The organism is Actinomyces sp. W5033, assembly GCF_051303165.1.
Genome location: NZ_JBPPGD010000008.1, coordinates 65037 through 81571 on the forward strand (window position 1 = coordinate 65037; position 16535 = coordinate 81571).

General features: G+C 73.9%; 15 protein-coding genes. All 15 read left to right on the forward strand.

Annotated elements, in window-relative coordinates:
- Positions 1–27 precede the first annotated feature (27 nt).
- The 15 genes from ACSJJR_RS07050 to ACSJJR_RS07120 all read left to right on the forward strand — a co-directional run bounded on the left by ACSJJR_RS07050 (position 28) and on the right by ACSJJR_RS07120 (position 16467).
- The gene (locus ACSJJR_RS07050) at positions 28–1638 is read left to right on the forward strand and encodes a UDP-N-acetylmuramoyl-L-alanyl-D-glutamate--2,6-diaminopimelate ligase (protein ID WP_435942868.1); all 1611 of its coding nucleotides are present in this window, start codon (positions 28–30) and stop codon (positions 1636–1638) included.
- Entirely contained in the window at positions 1635–3155 is a 1521-nt protein-coding gene (locus ACSJJR_RS07055; protein ID WP_435942869.1) for a UDP-N-acetylmuramoyl-tripeptide--D-alanyl-D-alanine ligase, read from the forward strand. Before ACSJJR_RS07050 ends, ACSJJR_RS07055 begins: the two co-directional genes overlap by 4 nt.
- Entirely contained in the window at positions 3152–4240 is a 1089-nt protein-coding gene (gene mraY / locus ACSJJR_RS07060) for a phospho-N-acetylmuramoyl-pentapeptide-transferase (RefSeq protein ID WP_435942870.1), read from the forward strand. The genes ACSJJR_RS07055 and mraY overlap by 4 nt, the downstream gene beginning before the upstream one ends.
- A gap of 112 nt (positions 4241–4352) precedes the next feature.
- The gene (gene murD, locus ACSJJR_RS07065) at positions 4353–5861 is read left to right on the forward strand and encodes a UDP-N-acetylmuramoyl-L-alanine--D-glutamate ligase (protein ID WP_435942871.1); all 1509 of its coding nucleotides are present in this window, start codon (positions 4353–4355) and stop codon (positions 5859–5861) included.
- Between the two features lie 134 nt (positions 5862–5995).
- On the forward strand, positions 5996–7198 hold the full coding sequence (locus ACSJJR_RS07070) for a peptidoglycan glycosyltransferase FtsW (protein WP_435942916.1): 1203 nt from the start codon (positions 5996–5998) through the stop codon (positions 7196–7198).
- On the forward strand, positions 7188–8417 hold the full coding sequence (locus ACSJJR_RS07075; RefSeq protein ID WP_435942872.1) for a UDP-N-acetylglucosamine--N-acetylmuramyl-(pentapeptide) pyrophosphoryl-undecaprenol N-acetylglucosamine transferase: 1230 nt from the start codon (positions 7188–7190) through the stop codon (positions 8415–8417). Before ACSJJR_RS07070 ends, ACSJJR_RS07075 begins: the two co-directional genes overlap by 11 nt.
- A gap of 12 nt (positions 8418–8429) precedes the next feature.
- Positions 8430–9908 (forward strand): UDP-N-acetylmuramate--L-alanine ligase, encoded by a 1479-nt coding sequence (gene murC / locus ACSJJR_RS07080; RefSeq protein WP_435942873.1) that lies wholly within the window; start codon positions 8430–8432, stop codon positions 9906–9908.
- Positions 9905–10915, forward strand: a complete 1011-nt coding sequence (locus ACSJJR_RS07085; protein ID WP_435942874.1) for a cell division protein FtsQ/DivIB — start codon at positions 9905–9907, stop codon at positions 10913–10915. Before murC ends, ACSJJR_RS07085 begins: the two co-directional genes overlap by 4 nt.
- A gap of 193 nt (positions 10916–11108) precedes the next feature.
- Positions 11109–12341 carry a cell division protein FtsZ gene (gene ftsZ / locus ACSJJR_RS07090; RefSeq protein ID WP_435942875.1) on the forward strand — a complete coding sequence of 411 codons (1233 nt, stop codon included), beginning with the start codon at positions 11109–11111 and terminating at the stop codon, positions 12339–12341.
- 13 nt (positions 12342–12354) lie between these two features.
- Complete coding sequence (locus ACSJJR_RS07095) at positions 12355–13149, forward strand: polyphenol oxidase family protein (RefSeq protein WP_435942876.1); 795 nt, start codon at positions 12355–12357, stop codon at positions 13147–13149.
- 124 nt (positions 13150–13273) lie between these two features.
- A complete protein-coding gene (locus ACSJJR_RS07100; RefSeq protein ID WP_435942877.1) occupies positions 13274–13735 on the forward strand; it encodes a cell division protein SepF in 462 nt (153 codons plus the stop codon).
- A 5-nt stretch (positions 13736–13740) separates the two neighbouring features.
- The gene (locus ACSJJR_RS07105; RefSeq protein ID WP_435942878.1) at positions 13741–14046 is read left to right on the forward strand and encodes a YggT family protein; all 306 of its coding nucleotides are present in this window, start codon (positions 13741–13743) and stop codon (positions 14044–14046) included.
- 221 nt (positions 14047–14267) lie between these two features.
- Positions 14268–14849, forward strand: coding sequence for a DivIVA domain-containing protein (locus ACSJJR_RS07110; protein ID WP_435942917.1), 582 nt, complete (start codon positions 14268–14270; stop codon positions 14847–14849).
- A gap of 119 nt (positions 14850–14968) precedes the next feature.
- Positions 14969–15538, forward strand: a complete 570-nt coding sequence (gene lspA / locus ACSJJR_RS07115; RefSeq protein WP_435942879.1) for a signal peptidase II — start codon at positions 14969–14971, stop codon at positions 15536–15538.
- The gene (locus ACSJJR_RS07120; RefSeq protein ID WP_435942880.1) at positions 15535–16467 is read left to right on the forward strand and encodes an RluA family pseudouridine synthase; all 933 of its coding nucleotides are present in this window, start codon (positions 15535–15537) and stop codon (positions 16465–16467) included. Before lspA ends, ACSJJR_RS07120 begins: the two co-directional genes overlap by 4 nt.
- Positions 16468–16535 lie beyond the last annotated feature (68 nt).

Consider the following 16535-nt stretch of genomic DNA (forward strand, 5'->3'; position numbering starts at 1 on the left):
CCTCCAGCCACGCTAGATTGAGGAGCCATGAGCAACCACGCCTACGAGTCAGCCGCTGCGCTGCGACCGCACCGCTGCGTCCCCACGGCGCTCGCCGACCTCGCCGAGCGTTTCTCGTTCACCCCCGCCCCCGGGGACGAGCAGGTCCTGGCGGCACTGAGCGTCGGCGGCGTGAGTGTGGACTCAGCCGACACCGCCCCCGGTGAGCTCTTCGTCGCCCTGCCCGGCTTCCGGCGCCACGGCGCGGAGTTCACCGCCGAGGCCGTCGCCCGGGGGGCCCTGGCCGTGCTCACCGACGCCGCCGGGCTGGGTACCGTCCGCCGCGAGGCCCCCGGCACCCCGGTGCTCATCCACCCCGACCCGCGCGCCGTCGTCGGCCCCCTGTCCGCCGAGGTCTACCACCACCCCTCCCGGCGCCTGGTCACCACCGCAGTCACCGGGACCAACGGCAAGACCACGACCTCCTACTTCCTGGACGCGGTCCTGGCCGCCCACCTGGGCGGCTGCATGGTCGCCGGCACTGTCGAGCTGCGCGTGGGCCCCACCTCCGTGGAGTCCCCCCGCACCACCGTCGAGGCGCCCGTCCTGCAGCGCATGATGGCCCTGGCCGTCGAGGAGGGCGTCGGCGCCGCCAGCCTTGAGGCCTCCAGCCACGCCATCGTCCTGCACCGCCTGGACGGCACCGCCCTGGACGTCGTCGGTTTCACCAACCTCCAGCGCGACCACCTCGACTTCCACAAGACGATGCAGGGTTACCTTGACGCCAAGGCCCAGCTCTTCACCCCTGAGCACACCCGCCACGCCGTCATCTGCGTCGATGACGAGTGGGGGGCCCAGCTTGCCCGCCGCACCCGCCAGGCGGGACTCATCGGGGTGGATCGCGTGCGTGCCTACCCGGTTGAGGGCGACCCCGCCCAGGGCACCGACTGGTGGGTCACCGACGCCACCGTCTCCATGACCGAGGCGGCCACCACCTTCGTCCTGCACGGTCCCGACGGCGAGCGCATCGAGGCCTCCTGCCCGCTGCCCGGCCTCGTCAACGTGCAGAACGCCGCCCTCGCACTCGTCATGGCCCTCAGGGCCGGGGTCCCGGTGGCCACCGCCGTGGCGGCCCTCGCCCACGCCCACAACATCCCCGGCCGCATGCAGCGCATCTGCCAGCGCGACGGCGTGCGCGGCACGTGCATCGTGGACTTCGCCCACACGCCCGACGCCATGGAGCTCACCCTCCAGGCCGTGCGCCAGATCACGCCGGGACGCCTCATCGTCGTCTTCGGCTCCGACGGCGACCGCGACCAGGGCAAGCGGCCCATGCTCGGGGAGGTCACCGCACGCCTGGCCGACCTGCTCGTTGTCACCGACGAGAACCCCCGCAGTGAGGACCCCCAGCTCATCCGCGACGCCGTCCTGGAGGGCGTGCGCCGCGTGCGCCCCGACCTCGAGGGCGTGGAGGAGGTCACCACCTGGCGCGGTGACGCCGTGCGCCGCGGTGTCGAGCTGTGCGGAGCCGAGGACACCGTCATCGTCACCGGCAAGGGCCACGAGCCCTTCCTCGAGGTGGCCGACGAGTTCATCCGCTACAACGACGCCCCCGTCATGCGTGAGGCCGTCGAGGCCAAGTGGGGGCCGTTGGCATGATGACCCGCACCCTGCGCGAGCTCGCCGCCATGGCCGGCGGCACCCTCATCGCTCCCCCCGAGGCCCTGGAGGAGGTGGCCGGGCGCGCGGTCAGCGAGGTCGTCACCGACTCGCGCCGGGCAGGCCCCTCCAGCCTGTTCGTCGCCATCTCCGGCGAACGCACCGACGGGCACGCCCACGTGGGCGAGGTCGCCGCCCAGGGTGGTGCCGCCGCGCTCGTGTCCGACCTCGGCGCCGCCCGTGGGGCACTGGCGGCGGCAGGCACCGCGCCCGAGGCGCTGCCCCTCGTGCTCGTCGCGGACACCGTCGAGGCCCTGGGCGCCCTCGCCCGCGCCCACCTGGCGGACCTGCGCGAGCGCGCCGCGGCGCGTGGCCAGGCCCTGACCGTCCTCGGCGTGACCGGCAGCGTCGGCAAGACGACGACCAAGGACCTCACCCGCCGGCTCCTCGCCGCCCAGGGGCCCACCGTGGCGCCGGTCGCCTCCTTCAACAACGAGATCGGCCTGCCCGTGACCGTGCTGGCCGCCGACGAGTCCACCCGCTACCTCGTCCTCGAGATGGGTGCCTCCGGGCCGGGCCACATCGACTACCTCACCGGCCTGGCCCCCCTCGACGCGGCCGCCGTCCTCATGGTCGGGCACGCCCATATGGCCGGCTTCGGCTCCGTTGACGGTGTCGCCGCCGCCAAGGCGGAGATTCTCCACGGGCTGGTGCCCACGGGCACCGCCGTGCTCAACCTCGACGACCCGCGCACCGCCGCCATGGCCCCCCTCGCCCCGGCCACGGTCCTCACCTTCTCCGCCAGCGGGAACGAGGCGGCGCACATACGCGCCACCGACGTCGAGCTCGACGCCCAGGCCCACGCCGTGCTCGACCTGCACCTGCCGGGCCTCGCCGGGCCCCGCCGGCTGCGTCTGGCCGTGCCCGGCGCCCACAACGTCGCCAACGCCCTGGCCGCCGCCGGCCTCGCGCTGGCGGCCGGGGTGCAGGCCGAGGCCGTCGCCACGGCCCTGGGCTCAGCCCGCCTCGAGAGCCCTCACCGCATGGACGTCCACGAGGTCCACCTCGAACCTGGCGCTGAGGGCGCCCCCGCCATGGACCTGCTCGTCATCGACGACTCCTACAACGCCAACATCGACTCCATGACGGCCTCGCTCGCCGCGCTGCCGGCCCTGGCCGGCGGGCGTCGTCGCGTCGTCGCCGTCTCCGAGATGCGCGAGCTGGGCGAGTCCTGCGACGCGGACCACACCCGCACCGGTGAGCTCGTGGCCCAGGCCGGCGCCGCCCTGCTGCTGACCATCGGCCCGGCCGCCGCCCCCGCCGCGGCAGCCGCCCGGGCCCGCGGGGTCGAGACCATCGAGGTGCCCGACGCCGACGCCGCCATCGCGCTGGTCAGCTCGGCCCACACACCCCTGCGCGACGGCGACGCCGTCCTCGTCAAGGGGTCGAACGGCTCAGGCGCCTGGCGCCTGGCCGACCACCTGAGCGCCTGTGCGAAGGAGAAGTCCCCCCGATGACCGCGATCCTCGTGTCAGCCCTCGTCGGCCTCGTCGGCACCCTGCTGGGCACACCCCTGCTCATCCGCTTCCTCCAGCGCCGCCACTACGGCCAGTTCATCCGGCAGGACGGGCCCGAGGGGCACATCACCAAGCGCGGCACGCCCACGATGGGCGGCCTCATCATCATCATCTCCACCGTGCTCGGCTACGCGGCCGCCAACCTCATCGAGACGCGTGTGCCCCGGGCCTCCGGCGTGCTCCTGCTCTTCCTCGTCGTCGGGCTGGGCCTCATCGGCTTCATGGACGACTTCGCCAAGATCGCCAGGCAGCGCTCCCTGGGCCTGAGGGCCTGGCAGAAGGTCCTCGGGCAGGCCGTCATCGGCATCGTCTTCGCCGTCGCCGGGCTGGGCTTCGCCGACCGCAACGGCCTGACCCCGGCCTCGACCGCCATCTCCTTCGCCCGTGACTCCCACCTCGACCTGGCCGCCGGGGGAGTGGTTGTCGGGGTCGTCCTCTTCGTCATCTGGGCGAACTTCCTCATCACCGCCTGGTCGAACGCGGTCAACCTCGCCGACGGCCTCGACGGCCTCGCCGCCGGCTGCTCCGCCATGGTCTTCGCCGCCTACACGCTGATCGGCGTGTGGCAGTCCAACCAGTCCTGCCTGCACGCCCACCCCGACGTCGTGGCGACCATGTGCTACGAGACCCGCGACCCGCGAGACCTGGCGATGATCGCCGCCGGCCTCATGGGGGCCTGCTTCGGCTTCCTGTGGTGGAACGCCTCCCCGGCGAAGATCTTCATGGGCGACACCGGCTCCCTCGCGCTGGGCGGCGCCTTCGCCGGGCTGTCGATCCTCACGCGCACCGAGTTCCTGGCCGTCGTCATCGGCGGTCTCTTCCTCGCCGAGGTCCTGTCTGACGTCATCCAGGTGATCTCCTTCAAGACCACCGGCAGGCGGGTCTTCCGCATGGCCCCCTTCCACCACCACTTCGAGCTGGGCGGCTGGACCGAGGTCAACGTCGTCATCCGCTTCTGGATCATCTGCGGGGTGTGCGTCGTGGCGGGCCTGGGCCTGTTCTACGCCGAGTACCTCGTGTCCTGAGCCGTCGCAGCCGGTCCCGGGCGCGTCGGGGGCGCCCGCGCGCCGACCTGGCCTACGGTCGGGGACGGCGGGCCCGGCGTCCACCACCCACCACGACCATGAGCGAGGAAACGTGAGCAGCACCGCCGTAGGCACCGGCCTCCTGGGTGACCTGAGGCACGCACGGGTCGGCGTCGTCGGCCTCGGGCGCACGGGCCTGGCCGTCATCGACGTCCTCGCCACGCTCGGTGCCCGGGTCAGCGCCTTCGACGCGCGTGCCGAGGCCCTCGAGGCCCTGGGCGCGCGCGCCACCGGGCCGGTCGTCGAGACCAGCGCGGGCGACGACGCCCAGGTCGCGCACGCTGTGGCCCAGGCGGACCTGGACCTGCTCATCGTCTCCCCGGGAGTGGCCGCCACCGGACCCGTCATGGGGGCCGCGGCCGCGGCGGGCACACCGGTGTGGAGCGAGGTCGAGCTCGCCTGGCGCCTGCAGCAGGCCACCCGTCCGCAGGTTCCCTGGATCACCGTCACCGGCACCGACGGCAAGACGACGACCGTCGGCATGCTCGCCTCGGTCCTGGGCGCCGCGGGACTCGAGGCGCCGGCGGTGGGCAACATCGGTGTCCCGGTGGTCAGCACCGTCGCCGAGGGCCGCAGTGACGCCCTCGCGGTCGAGCTGTCCAGCTTCCAGCTGCACACCACCCACACGCTCAGCCCGCTGGCCGCCGCCTGCCTCAACGTCGCGGCCGACCACCTCGACTGGCACGGCAGCCTGGCGGCCTACACGGCTGACAAGGCACGCGTCTACGCCCGCGCCCGCCGCGGCGCCGTCTACAACCTGGCCGACGCCGCCACTGTGGACATGGTCGAGCAGGCCGACGTCGTCGAGGGCTGCCGCGCCATCGGCTTCGGCCTGGCGGTGCCGGGCGTGGGCCAGGTCGGCCTCGTCGAGGACGTCCTCATCGACCGCGGCTGGCACGGCGACCGCCGCAGCGCCGGGCTCGAGCTCGCCACCCTGGCCGACCTCGCCCACCTCGCTCCCGGCGGCGACGTCGGCCGGCTGCCCGCCCACGTCGTCGCCGACGCCCTGGCGGCCGCGGCCCTGGCGATGAGCCACGACGCCGTCCAGGCGGACCCGGGCGCGGTCGCCCGGGGGCTGCGCGCCTTCGCGCCCGGTGCCCACCGCCTCGTCACCGTCGCCCAGGCCGACGGCGTCACCTGGGTGGACGACTCCAAGGCCACCAACACCCACTCCGCCCAGGCTGCCCTCACCGCTGTGCCTGAGGGCAGTGCCGTGTGGCTCGTGGGAGGCGACACGAAGGGCGCTGACCTGCACGATCTCGTCGTGGACGTGCGCTCGCGCCTGCGTGCGGCCGTCGTCCTGGGACGCGAGCAGGAGGCCGTCGTCACCGCCCTGCGGGACGGGGCCCCCGGCCTGCCCCTGGTGCAGGTGCCCGACGGCGAGGGCGGGGCCGTCATGGACGCGGCCGTGCGTGCCGCCCGGGCCCTGGCCCGCTCCGGCGACACCGTCATCCTCGCTCCCGCAGCCGCCTCGTGGGACCAGTTCAGCTCCTACGCCGAGCGCGGTGAGCTCTTCGCCACCGCAGCGCGGCGCCTGGCAGGCGACGGGACGGGGCAGTGAGCACGCCGGCCGCCCCGGGCACCCCCGGCGGCTCACGGCGCGGCCGTCCCGTTCAGCGCCTGTGGGCCCGGCTCGCTCGTCGCCTGAGCGCCGACGGCCCCGTCGAGGGCGAGCACGCGGTGCTCTCCTACTACATGCTGCTCGCCGCCACGATCGTCCTGCTCATCGTGGGGGGCGTCATGGTGTTCTCCGTGCAGTCCGTCGCCGAGGCCGCCAAGGCCGTCGAGTATGCCCAGGCGCATGACCAGGAGATCTCGGACGGCAGCCTCCCCCTGGGCTTCTTCACGCGCAACCTGCTCATCATGGGCGCCGGCGTCGTCGCCATGGGCCTGGTCTCGAGGGCCCCGGTGCTCTGGATCAGGCGCATGTCCATCGTCATGCTGGCGATCTCGGTCATCGCCCAGGTCTTCGTCTTCGTGCCTGGCCTGCGCTACTGCGGCGGAGGCAACTGCAACTGGGTGAGGCTTCCCGGAATCGGCACCGTCCAGCCCTCAGAGCTCGTCAAGCTCGGGATCGCCCTGTACATCGGCTGGGTCGCGGCCAGGAGACCGCAGTGGCTCGAGAGGACGCGGTCAGTGCTCCTGCACGTGCTGGCTCCCGTGGGGCTCGCGGTCGGCCTCGTCATGGGCGGCGGTGACCTCGGCACCGTCGTCGTGCTCACCCTCGTCACGGCCGCCAGCCTGTGGATGGCCGGGCTGGGACGGGGCTGGTTCCTCAGCCTCGGCGCCCTGGGTGCCCTCGGTCTGACCGCGGCCACGATGCTCTCGCCCAACCGCCGCGAGCGTATCCGGGCCTGGCTCGACCCCGACGGCGCGGACCCCCTCGACATCGGCTACCAGCCGACCCACGGCCGCTACGCCCTGGGCACGGGAGGCCTCACCGGCGTGGGACCGGGAGCCTCACGCCAGAAGCTGGGCTACCTCACCCAAGCGGACTCCGACTACATCTTCGCGGTGCTCGGCGAGGAGATCGGGTTCATCGGCACCCTGCTGACGATCTGCCTGTACATGCTCATCGGCTGGTGCTGTCTGCGGCTCATGCGCCGCACGAGCGAGATCTACGTCATGGTGGTCACCGGCGGCATCATGACGTGGATCGTCGGTCAGGCGCTGGTCAACATGAGCGTCGTCGTCGGGCTGCTACCCGTCCTCGGGGTGCCGCTGCCACTCATCAGCGCCGGCGGCTCCTCCCTCGTCCTCGTCCTGCTCGCCATCGGGGTGCTGCTCGCCTTCGCCCGGAGCGAGCCGGGGGCCGCCGAGGCCTTTGCCGCCAGACCGGGGGCGGTGCGCCGTACCCTGGCGGTCATCTCACCGCGTAGGAGGAACCGTGCCTCATGACACCACTGCCACCGGCCCGCTGAGCGCGGCCGAGGGACCGGCCCCTCTGCGGGTCCTGCTCGCTGGGGGAGGCACGGCCGGCCACGTCAACCCGTTGCTCGCCACCGCCGCCGCCCTGAGGGACCCCGCCACAGGCGGTGACCCGCGCACCGCCGTGCTGGTCCTGGGAACCGCGGTGGGGCTGGAGGCGCAGCTGGTCCCCCAGGCCGGCCACGAGCTGGCCCTCGTGCCCCGCGTGCCCATGCCCCGCCGGCCCGGTCTCGAGCTGCTGCGCCTGCCCGGGCGGCTGGCCGGCGCCGTGCGCGCCGCCTCGACCGCTGTCGAGCAGGTGGGGGCGGACGTCGTCGTCGGCTTCGGGGGCTACGTCTCCACCCCCGCCTACCTGGCCGCCCGCCGTGCCGGCGTGCCCGTCGTCATCCACGAGCAGAACGCGCGTCCCGGCCTGGCCAACCGCCTGGGGGCCCGTTGGGCGGCAGCCGTTGCCCTCACCTTCGCCTCCACCCCTCTGGCCGCCCCGGCCCGCCGGGGCGGGCGCACGGTGACCACCGGCCTGCCGCTGCGCCCGGCCGTCGCCGGGCTCGTCGCCCGCCGTGCCACCCAGGAGGGGGCGCGCGCCGCACGGGCCGAGGGCGCGGCCGCCCTCGGCCTGGACCCGGCGCTGCCCACGCTCCTGGTCACCGGAGGCTCGCTCGGGGCCCTGCGCCTCAACGAGGTCATGGCCCGGGCCATGGAGGGCCTGCCCAAGGACCTGCAGGTCCTGCACCTGACGGGCAAGGGCAAGGACGCGCCCGTGCGCGCCGCCCTCGAGCGTGCCGTCGCCTCAGGCCGGGCGGCCGCGGACCTTCCCGGGCGCTACCACGTCATGGACTACCTCACCGCCATGGAGCAGGCCTACGCCTGTGCCGACGGCGTCATCTGCCGCTCCGGTGCGGGCACCGTCGCCGAGCTCACTGCCCTGGGCCTGCCCGCCCTGTACGTGCCCCTGCCCGTGGGCAACGGGGAGCAGCGCCTCAACGCCGCTGACTGCGTGGCCGCGGGGGGCGGGCTCCTCGTCGCCGACGCAGATCTTTGCGACAGTGACGTCACGGGCTTCACGGCGCTGCTGGCGGACCCGGCCCGGCGCCGCGCCATGTCCGAGGCCGCCGCCTCCACCGGTGTGCGCGACGGCGCCGCGCGCCTGGCCGACCTCATCCGAACCGTCGCCGCCCACCGCGGCTGAAGGAGACCCAGCATGAGCGCAGCCCACCCTAAGGACCTTCCACTCGCCGGACGCGCCTTCCACCTCATCGGGGTGGGGGGCGCGGGCATGAGCGTCGTCGCCGAGCTCCTGGCCGAGCATGGGGCCCGCGTCACCGGCTCGGACGCCAACGGCGGCACGGCCTTCGAGAGGCTGGCCGAGCGTGGCCTGGGGGTGGTCCTCGGCCACGCGGGAGCCAACGTGCCCGAGGACGCCGTCGTCGTCGTCTCCACCGCCATCCGGGACACGAACCCGGAGCTGGTCACCGCCCGTGAGCGGGGCCAGGAGGTGCTGCACCGCTCCCAGGCCCTCGCCCTGGCGGCCACCGGCCGTCGCTTCGTCGCGGTCGCGGGCGCCCACGGCAAGACGACCACCTCCGGCATGCTGGCTGAGGCCCTGACCCAGGCGGGCGAGGACCCGTCCTTCGCGGTCGGGGGAGTGGTGAGCGCGCTCGGCAGCGGTGCGCACCTGGGCTCGGGCGATGCCTTCGTGGCGGAGGCGGACGAGTCCGACGCCTCCTTCCTCAGCTACACGCCCGCGATCGAGCTCGTGACGAATGTCGAGCCGGACCATCTCGACCGGTACGGCACGACGCAGGCCTTCGAGCAGGCCTTCGTCGACTTCGCCCACAGGCTCGTGCCCGGCGGGCTGCTCATCGCCTGCTCGGACGACCCCGGTGCCCTGCGCCTGGCCGTGAGCAGTGCTGGGGAGGGGCTGCGCGTCGTGACCTTCGGCGCCGGCGCCCCCGACGCCCTGCCCGGTGGGCGCCTCGTGGGCGAGGGGCACACCCAGCTGGCCGTCCTCGGGCGCAGCGGGGGCTCGACCCGCTCGCGCCTGACCCGGTGGGTCACCGGGCCCGATGGCCAGGCCGTGGCCGGTGAGAGCGTCGAGGTGCGCCTGGCGGTCCCGGGCGACCACGTGGCCCTGGACGCGGCCGGGGCCTGGACGGCGGGACTCGAGCTCGGCGTGGACGCCGACGTCATGGCCGCTGGGCTGGCGGCCTTCGGGGGCACGGGGCGGCGCTTCGAGGACCGCGGCGAGGTCGCCGGGGTGCGGGTGGTGGACGACTACGCCCACCACCCCACTGAGGTCGCCGCGCTGCTCACCGCGGCGCGCGCGGTGGCCCAGGAGCGTGGTGGCCGGCTGCTCGTGCTCTTCCAGCCGCACCTGTTCTCCCGCACCCTCAGCTTCGCCGACCGGTTCGGCCAGGCCCTGGCACTGGCCGACGAGGTCGTCGTCACCGCGGTGTACCCGGCACGTGAGACCCAGGAGCAGTTCCCGCAGGTGACCGGGCAGCTGGTCTCCTCGCGCGTGCCCGGCGGGGCCCGCTACGTGGCGGACCGTGTTGAGGCGGCGGAGGCGCTGGCGGACGAGGCCCGTAGCGGTGACCTCCTGCTCACCGTGGGGGCGGGTGACGTCACGCAGATGGCCGGTGTCGTCCTGGACCGTCTGGCGGGCAGGAGCACGCCGTGAGAAGGCCGGGGGCGCCGCGCCCGGAGCTCCCGGTTCGCCCCGATGAGGAGGCCGGGCCCGAGGAGGCCTGGCCCGAGGACACCGGTGGCGGCCCACGCCCCCACGGCGCCCGGCCCGACGGGAGCGGGACGGGCCTGCTCGCCGGGGCGGGGCAGGGGAGCGGGGACGGCTCGCCGGAGGTGGCCCTGAGCGTCTTCGGGCGCCGGAGCCGCGACCTGGCCGAGGACGCGCCCGGCCCGGGGGGCGCCGTCTGGCGCACGGGCTCGGAGCGCGTGGTGTCCACGGGGATGGAGGCGCGCCGTCGGGAGCGCGAGCGTGCCGCGCTGAGGCTGCGGCTGCACCGGGTGGGGAGCGTGCTGGCCGTGCTGGTGGCGGCCGCCGTGCTCGTGTGGGGGATCGGCTTCTCCCCGTTGCTGGCCCTGCGCAGCGAGCAGGTGCGTGTCACCGGCTCGGACGGGACGGTGGACGCTGCCCAGGTGCAGCAGGCGCTGGCCGGGCACGTGGGGACCTCGCTCGTGCGCCTGGACCTGTCCGGCATGGGCCGGCAGGTGGCGGACGCGCTCGTGAGGGTGCGCTCGGCCCGGGTCACGCGGCTGTGGCCCCACGGGGTGGAGGTCGCGCTGACGATGCGCGTGCCGGTGGCCGTGCTCCAGACGCAGGCCGGCTACGAGGTGCTCGACGGCGAGGCAGTGGTCCTCGAGGTGGTTGAGGCGCCGCCCGAGGGGGTCGCGCTCATCACCCGCGAGGGGCAGGAGCCCTTGGGCGAGGACCAGGTGACGGCGGTGGCACTCGCCGTTGGCTGCCTGGACGGGGCGACACGGGCCCAGGTGGCCAGCGCCTCGGCCTCGGGCACGGGGCAGGTGACGCTCGTGCTCACGAGCGGGGCGAGGGTCGTGTGGGGCGACACGTCCCAGTCGGCGCTCAAGGCGCAGGTGCTGCGCTCACTGCTCACGCTCACGGCTGGCACCTATGACGTCTCGAGCCCGCACAGCCCGGTGACGTCCTGAGCCCGTCGGCAGGGCCGTGCGCCGAGGCCTGGTGGGTGGACGGGCTCGCGAACACGCCGAGGAAAATGCGCGGGCACCGGGGTCTGGCCCCCTAGCGTTGGGCACGTCATCGGAAGAATGACATAAGTATAAACCTTCACCTGAGGTTGAGGGTTGAGGGGAGCCCACCGGGCTCGCGGACGCGGAGGCAGCAGTGGCGGAGACCCAGCACTACCAGGCAGTCATCAAGGTCGTCGGAGTCGGCGGAGGCGGAGTCAACGCCGTCAACCGCATGATCGAGGCGGGTCTGCGCGGCGTCGAGTTCATCGCCGTCAACACCGACGCCCAGGCGCTGCTCATGTCCGACGCCGACACCAAGCTCGACGTCGGCCGTGACCTGACCCGCGGCCTGGGCGCCGGAGCCGACCCCTCCATCGGCAGGAAGGCCGCCGAGGACCACGAGGAGGACATCCGGATGGCCCTCGAGGGCGCCGACATGGTCTTCGTCACCGCCGGCGAGGGCGGTGGCACCGGCACCGGCGCCGCCCCCGTCGTCGCCCAGGTCGCGCGCACCATCGGGGCCCTGACCATCGGCGTCGTCACCCGCCCCTTCGCCTTCGAGGGACGTCGCCGCGCCACCCAGGCTGAGGACGGGGTCGCCAACCTGCGCTCCGAGGTGGACACCCTCATCGTCATCCCCAACGACCGCCTCCTGCAGATCGCCGACCGCAACATCAGCGTCGTCGAGGCCTTCAAGCAGGCCGACAAGGTCCTGCTCCAGGGCGTCCAGGGCATCACCGAGCTCATCACCACCCCCGGGCTCATCAACGTGGACTTCAACGACGTCAAGTCCGTCATGCAGGACGCCGGCAGCGCCCTCATGGGCATCGGCTCCGCCACCGGGGAGGGCCGGGCCCTCGCCGCCACCGAGCAGGCCATCTCCTCCCCGCTGCTTGAGTCCTCCATCGACGGCGCCCACGGCGTGCTGCTCTTCTTCCAGGGCGGCAGCGACCTCGGCCTCTTCGAGATCTCCGAGGCCGCCAACCTCGTGCGCGAGTCCGTCCACCCCGAGGCCAACATCATCTTCGGCAACGTCGTCGACGGCACCCTCGGTGACGAGGTCCGCGTGACCGTCATCGCCGCCGGCTTCGACAGCGAGCCCGACGCCGCCAGCCCCGCCGCGGCCCCGACGCCCGCGCCCGCCCGCCCGGCCGCCCGCTCAGGCGCCCGCTCAGGCGCCCACGCCGCCGAGCACCCGGTGACCCGGCCGGTGCCGCAGGTCGCGCCCGTGCCCGTCTCCGCCGAGCCCGCTGTCCCGGTCACGAGCGAGGTCCCCGCCTACGTTGACGAGTCCCTGCCCGAGGCCGCTGCCGAGCTCGAGGTCCCCCGCGTCATGGGCGTGGACGCCGAGGCCGACGACATCGACCTGCCGGACTTCCTGCGCTGAGCAGGCCGCGCCGGTGAGCGACGCTGCCGCCATCGAGCTGCTCGAGGTCGCTCTGGGCCCCCGTGCCCGCGGGTTCTTCACCACCCGCGGGGCGGGGGCCGCGCCCGTGAGCGGGGCCGACCCCTACGCCGGCACCAACCTCGCCCTGCACGTCAGCGACGACGAGGGCAGGGTCATGGCCCACCGGGACGCGCTCGCCGCCGCCCTCGCGCGGGCCACCGGCCAGGAGCCGCCCGTCATCGCCTGGATGAACCAGGTCCACTCCGCGACCGTCGCCCTGGCCTCCGGGGGCCGCCAGGCGCCCACCGCCGACGCCCTCGTCCTCGACCTGCGCGACAGCGCGACCAACCCGCCCGCCGCCCGTGCCGCGGCCGTCTTGGTCGCCGACTGCGTGCCGCTCCTGCTGGCCACGAGCGACGGCGCGCTCACCGCCGCCGTCCACGCCGGCAGGCGCGGCATGCTCGACGGCGTCGTGCCGGCGGCGGTGAGCGCCCTCGCACGCCGCGGGGCCGACCCAGCGGACCTGTGGGCCGCCATCGGCCCCTGCGTGTGCGGCTCCTGCTACGAGGTGCCCGAGCACATGCGCCGCGCCGGCGCCGCCGCCGAGCCCGCCTGTGCCACCACCACCCGCTGGGGCACCCCCGGCCTCGACGTCGCCGCCGGCGTCGTCGCCCAGCTCGTGCGACTCGGCGTGCACCGTGTCGACAGGCCCGGGTGGTGCACCCTCGAGGACGAGCGCTTCTACTCCTACCGCCGTGACGGCACGACGGGGCGCCTGGCCGGCGTCGTCGTCGGACAGTGCCCCTGACGCGCTGCGGACCCAGACCGTCGGGTGACACGCCGCAGGCAATGGCCGCCGCGTCCCCGCCCGCCCGATACCGTCAGCACGTCCGGGCCACGAGGGGACCGGCAAGCACACAGGAGCCCATGACATGAGTGCGCTGCACAAGATGACCGACATGCTCGGCTTGTCCCAGCCCGCCGAGGACGAGTACGGGCAGGACTACGGGCAGGACTACGACCCGCTCGCCGAGCCCTACGCCCCGGAGGCCTACGAGACCGAGCCCGTCCACGCCTCCGGCGAGGAGGACTCGCTCGCGCCCGTCGCCGTGCCCGACCTGCGCCGCATCGTCACCGCGACCCCCCGCGTGTACAACCACTCCTCGATGATTGGTGAGCCCTTCCGCGAGGGCGTGCCCGTCGTCGTCAACCTCACCCAGATGGACCAGGCCGAGGCGCGCCGCACAATCGACTTCTGCTCCGGCCTCGTCCACGGGCTCAACGGCGCCATCGAGCGCATCACCCCCCGCGTCTACCTCCTGACGCCGGCCACCGTCGAGATCGACAGTGGTGAGCCCTCCCGGGAGGGCGGCCACCTCTTCAACCAGAACTGAGCCCAGTGAGCGCTCTTGCCGCCGTCGTCCTCATCCTGCGCAGCCTCCTGAGCCTCTACGTCCTGGTGCTGCTCGGCCGGGTCGTCCTCGACTGGGTGCAGATGCTTGCCCGCCAGTGGCGCCCCACCGGCCCCGTCCTGGTCCTGGCGAACCTCGTCTACGCGCTGACGGACCCGCCCCTGAGGGCACTGCGACGGGTGGTGCCCGCCCTGCGGGTCGGCTCGGTGGGCATTGACATGAGCTTCCTGGCCCTGTACGTCGCAATCGCCGTCCTCCAGAGCCTGCTCGGCGTGCTCTTGCGTCTGGGATAGCCCCTCGTGCTCCGGGCCGTGCCCTCCAGGCCCCTCACACGGCCCTCAAGCGCGCCACGGCGTGCCCGTTTGCGACGTCGCGTGCTGGGACGCGGGTGAGAAGGCGCACTAGGATGATGTCGTCAATACGCCTGAACCTCGAGTTCAGGTAATCTGTCCGCATGAGTACCTGGTCCACCGGTGCTCGTGACACGTTCCGTAACGACACCGAGGTGACGACAATGACGCTTCTGTCCGCAGACGACGTCCTCAACAAGAAGTTCCAGGCGACCAAGTTCCGCGAGGGTTACGAGCAGGACGAGGTTGACGAGTTCCTCGACGAGGTCGTGGAGGCGATGCGTCAGCTCGAGGCGGAGAACGCCGACCTCAAGGCCCGCCTCGAGGCCGCCAACGCGCGCATCACCGAGCTCGGCCAGGGCGAGCCCGTCGCCACCGCGGCCCCCGTGGTGGAGCAGGCCCACGCGCAGGCCGCCACGGAGGGCGCCCAGCAGGAGCCCGTCGCCGTCTCTGGCATGCTCGAGCTGGCCCAGCGCCTGCACGACGAGCACGTCTCCAACGGCAAGGCCGAGGGCGAGCGCATCGTCTCCGAGGCCCGCGCCACCGGCGAGTCGATCGTCCGCGAGGCCGAGGACCAGCGCAACCGCACCCTCGCTCAGCTCGAGAAGGAGCGCTCCGGCCTCGAGCACAAGATCGACGAGCTGCGCCGCTTCGAGTCCGACTACCGCACCCGCCTCAAGAGCTACCTCCAGAGCCTGCTCACCAACGTCGAGGGCGGATCCGAGGACGGCAACGGGTCGCTGTGACCCCGGGGCTGCGCTGAGACCCTCCACGCCGCCTGGGCGGCTACCATGACGAACCCGCGAGGGCGGCGACCCCACCATGGGGACGCCGCCCTCGCGGTGTGACAGACCCGAGAGGACCCATGACACCGTCAGCACCGCACGCAGCCCCCAGCGGCCACCGCAGCCCCTGTCGCCCGGAGCACGTCCGCCTGCTGTGGGGGCTCGCCGCAGCGGTCGTCCTCGCCGACCAGGCCACCAAGGCGTGGGCCGTCAGTGCCCTGTCCGACGGGCACCGCGTGCCGCTGCTGGGCGACCTGCTCGGTCTCGTCCTCCTGCGCAACCCCGGCGCCGCATTCTCCTTCGCGACCGGGCAGACCTGGGTCCTCACCCTCGTCGCCGCCCTGGCCGCCCTCGTGGTCCTGCGGGCCTCGCGCCGCCTGGGCTCGGCGTGGTGGGCCGTCGCGCTCGGCCTCGTGCTCGGCGGCGCCGTCGGCAACCTCATCGACCGGCTCCTGAGGTCCCCCGGGGCGCTGCGCGGGCACGTCGTGGACTTCATCGACTACGGCGGCGTCGTCGTCGGCAACGTCGCTGACATCGCCATCGTCGTCGCGGCGGGCGCCATCATGGTGCTGAGCCTGTACGGGCTCGGGATCGACGGCAGCCGCGCCAGCGGCGCTGAGGGCCGCCAGGAGACCGGGGCGGTGTCATGAGCCTTCGCCTCATGCCCGTGCCTGACGGGCTCGTCGGCGAGCGCGTCGATGCCGCCCTGGCCCGCATGACGGGGCTGTCGCGCACCAAGGCCGGGGAGATCTGCGCCGGGGGCGGTGTGCGCCTCGACGGCGCGGCGCTGAGCAAGTCCGACCGCCTGCCCGCCGACGCCCTCCTCGAGGTTGACATGCCCGCACCCCGCCCCGTCGGGCCCGTGGCCACGCCCGTGGAGGGCCTGGGGGTGCTCTACGAGGACGAGGACGTCATCGTCATCGACAAGCCCGCCGGCGTGGCCGCGCACCCCTCGATGGGCTGGGACGGCCCCGACGTCCTGGGTGCCCTGACGGCCATGCACGTGCGCGTGGCGACCTCGGGCGCCGCCGAGCGCCAGGGCATCGTCTCGCGGCTGGACGTGGGCACCTCAGGCGTCATGGTCGTCGCCAAGAGCGAGATCGCCTACTGCGTGCTCAAACGGGCCTTCCGCGAGCACACGGTCAACAAGGTCTACCACGCCCTGGTCCAGGGGCACCTCGACCCCACCAGCGGCACGATCGACGCACCCATCGGGCGCCACCCCAGCCGCGAGTGGAGGATGGCGGTGATCGACGGCGGGCGCGAGTCCGTCACCCACTACGACGTCATCGAGTCCATGCCGACGGCGGACCTGGCCGAGGTGCACCTGGAGACCGGGCGCACGCACCAGATCCGGGTCCACATGGCCGCGCTCGGCCACCCCTGCGTGGGCGACGAGACCTACGGCGCCTCGCAGTGCCTGAGCCGGCGCACCGGGCTCGTGCGCCAGTGGCTGCACGCCCACGAGCTCGGCCTCGCCCACCCGGTGACAGGGCAGTGGATGACCTGGCGCAGCAACTACCCCGCGGACCTCGTCCACGCCCTCGACGTGCTGCGCGACACCTCCGTCCTGCGCTGAGCCACCCGGCGCCCGGGTTGCTGGCCGTGGCGGCCCGGCGGGCGCCGCCCCCGGGCCCGCGCCCTCGA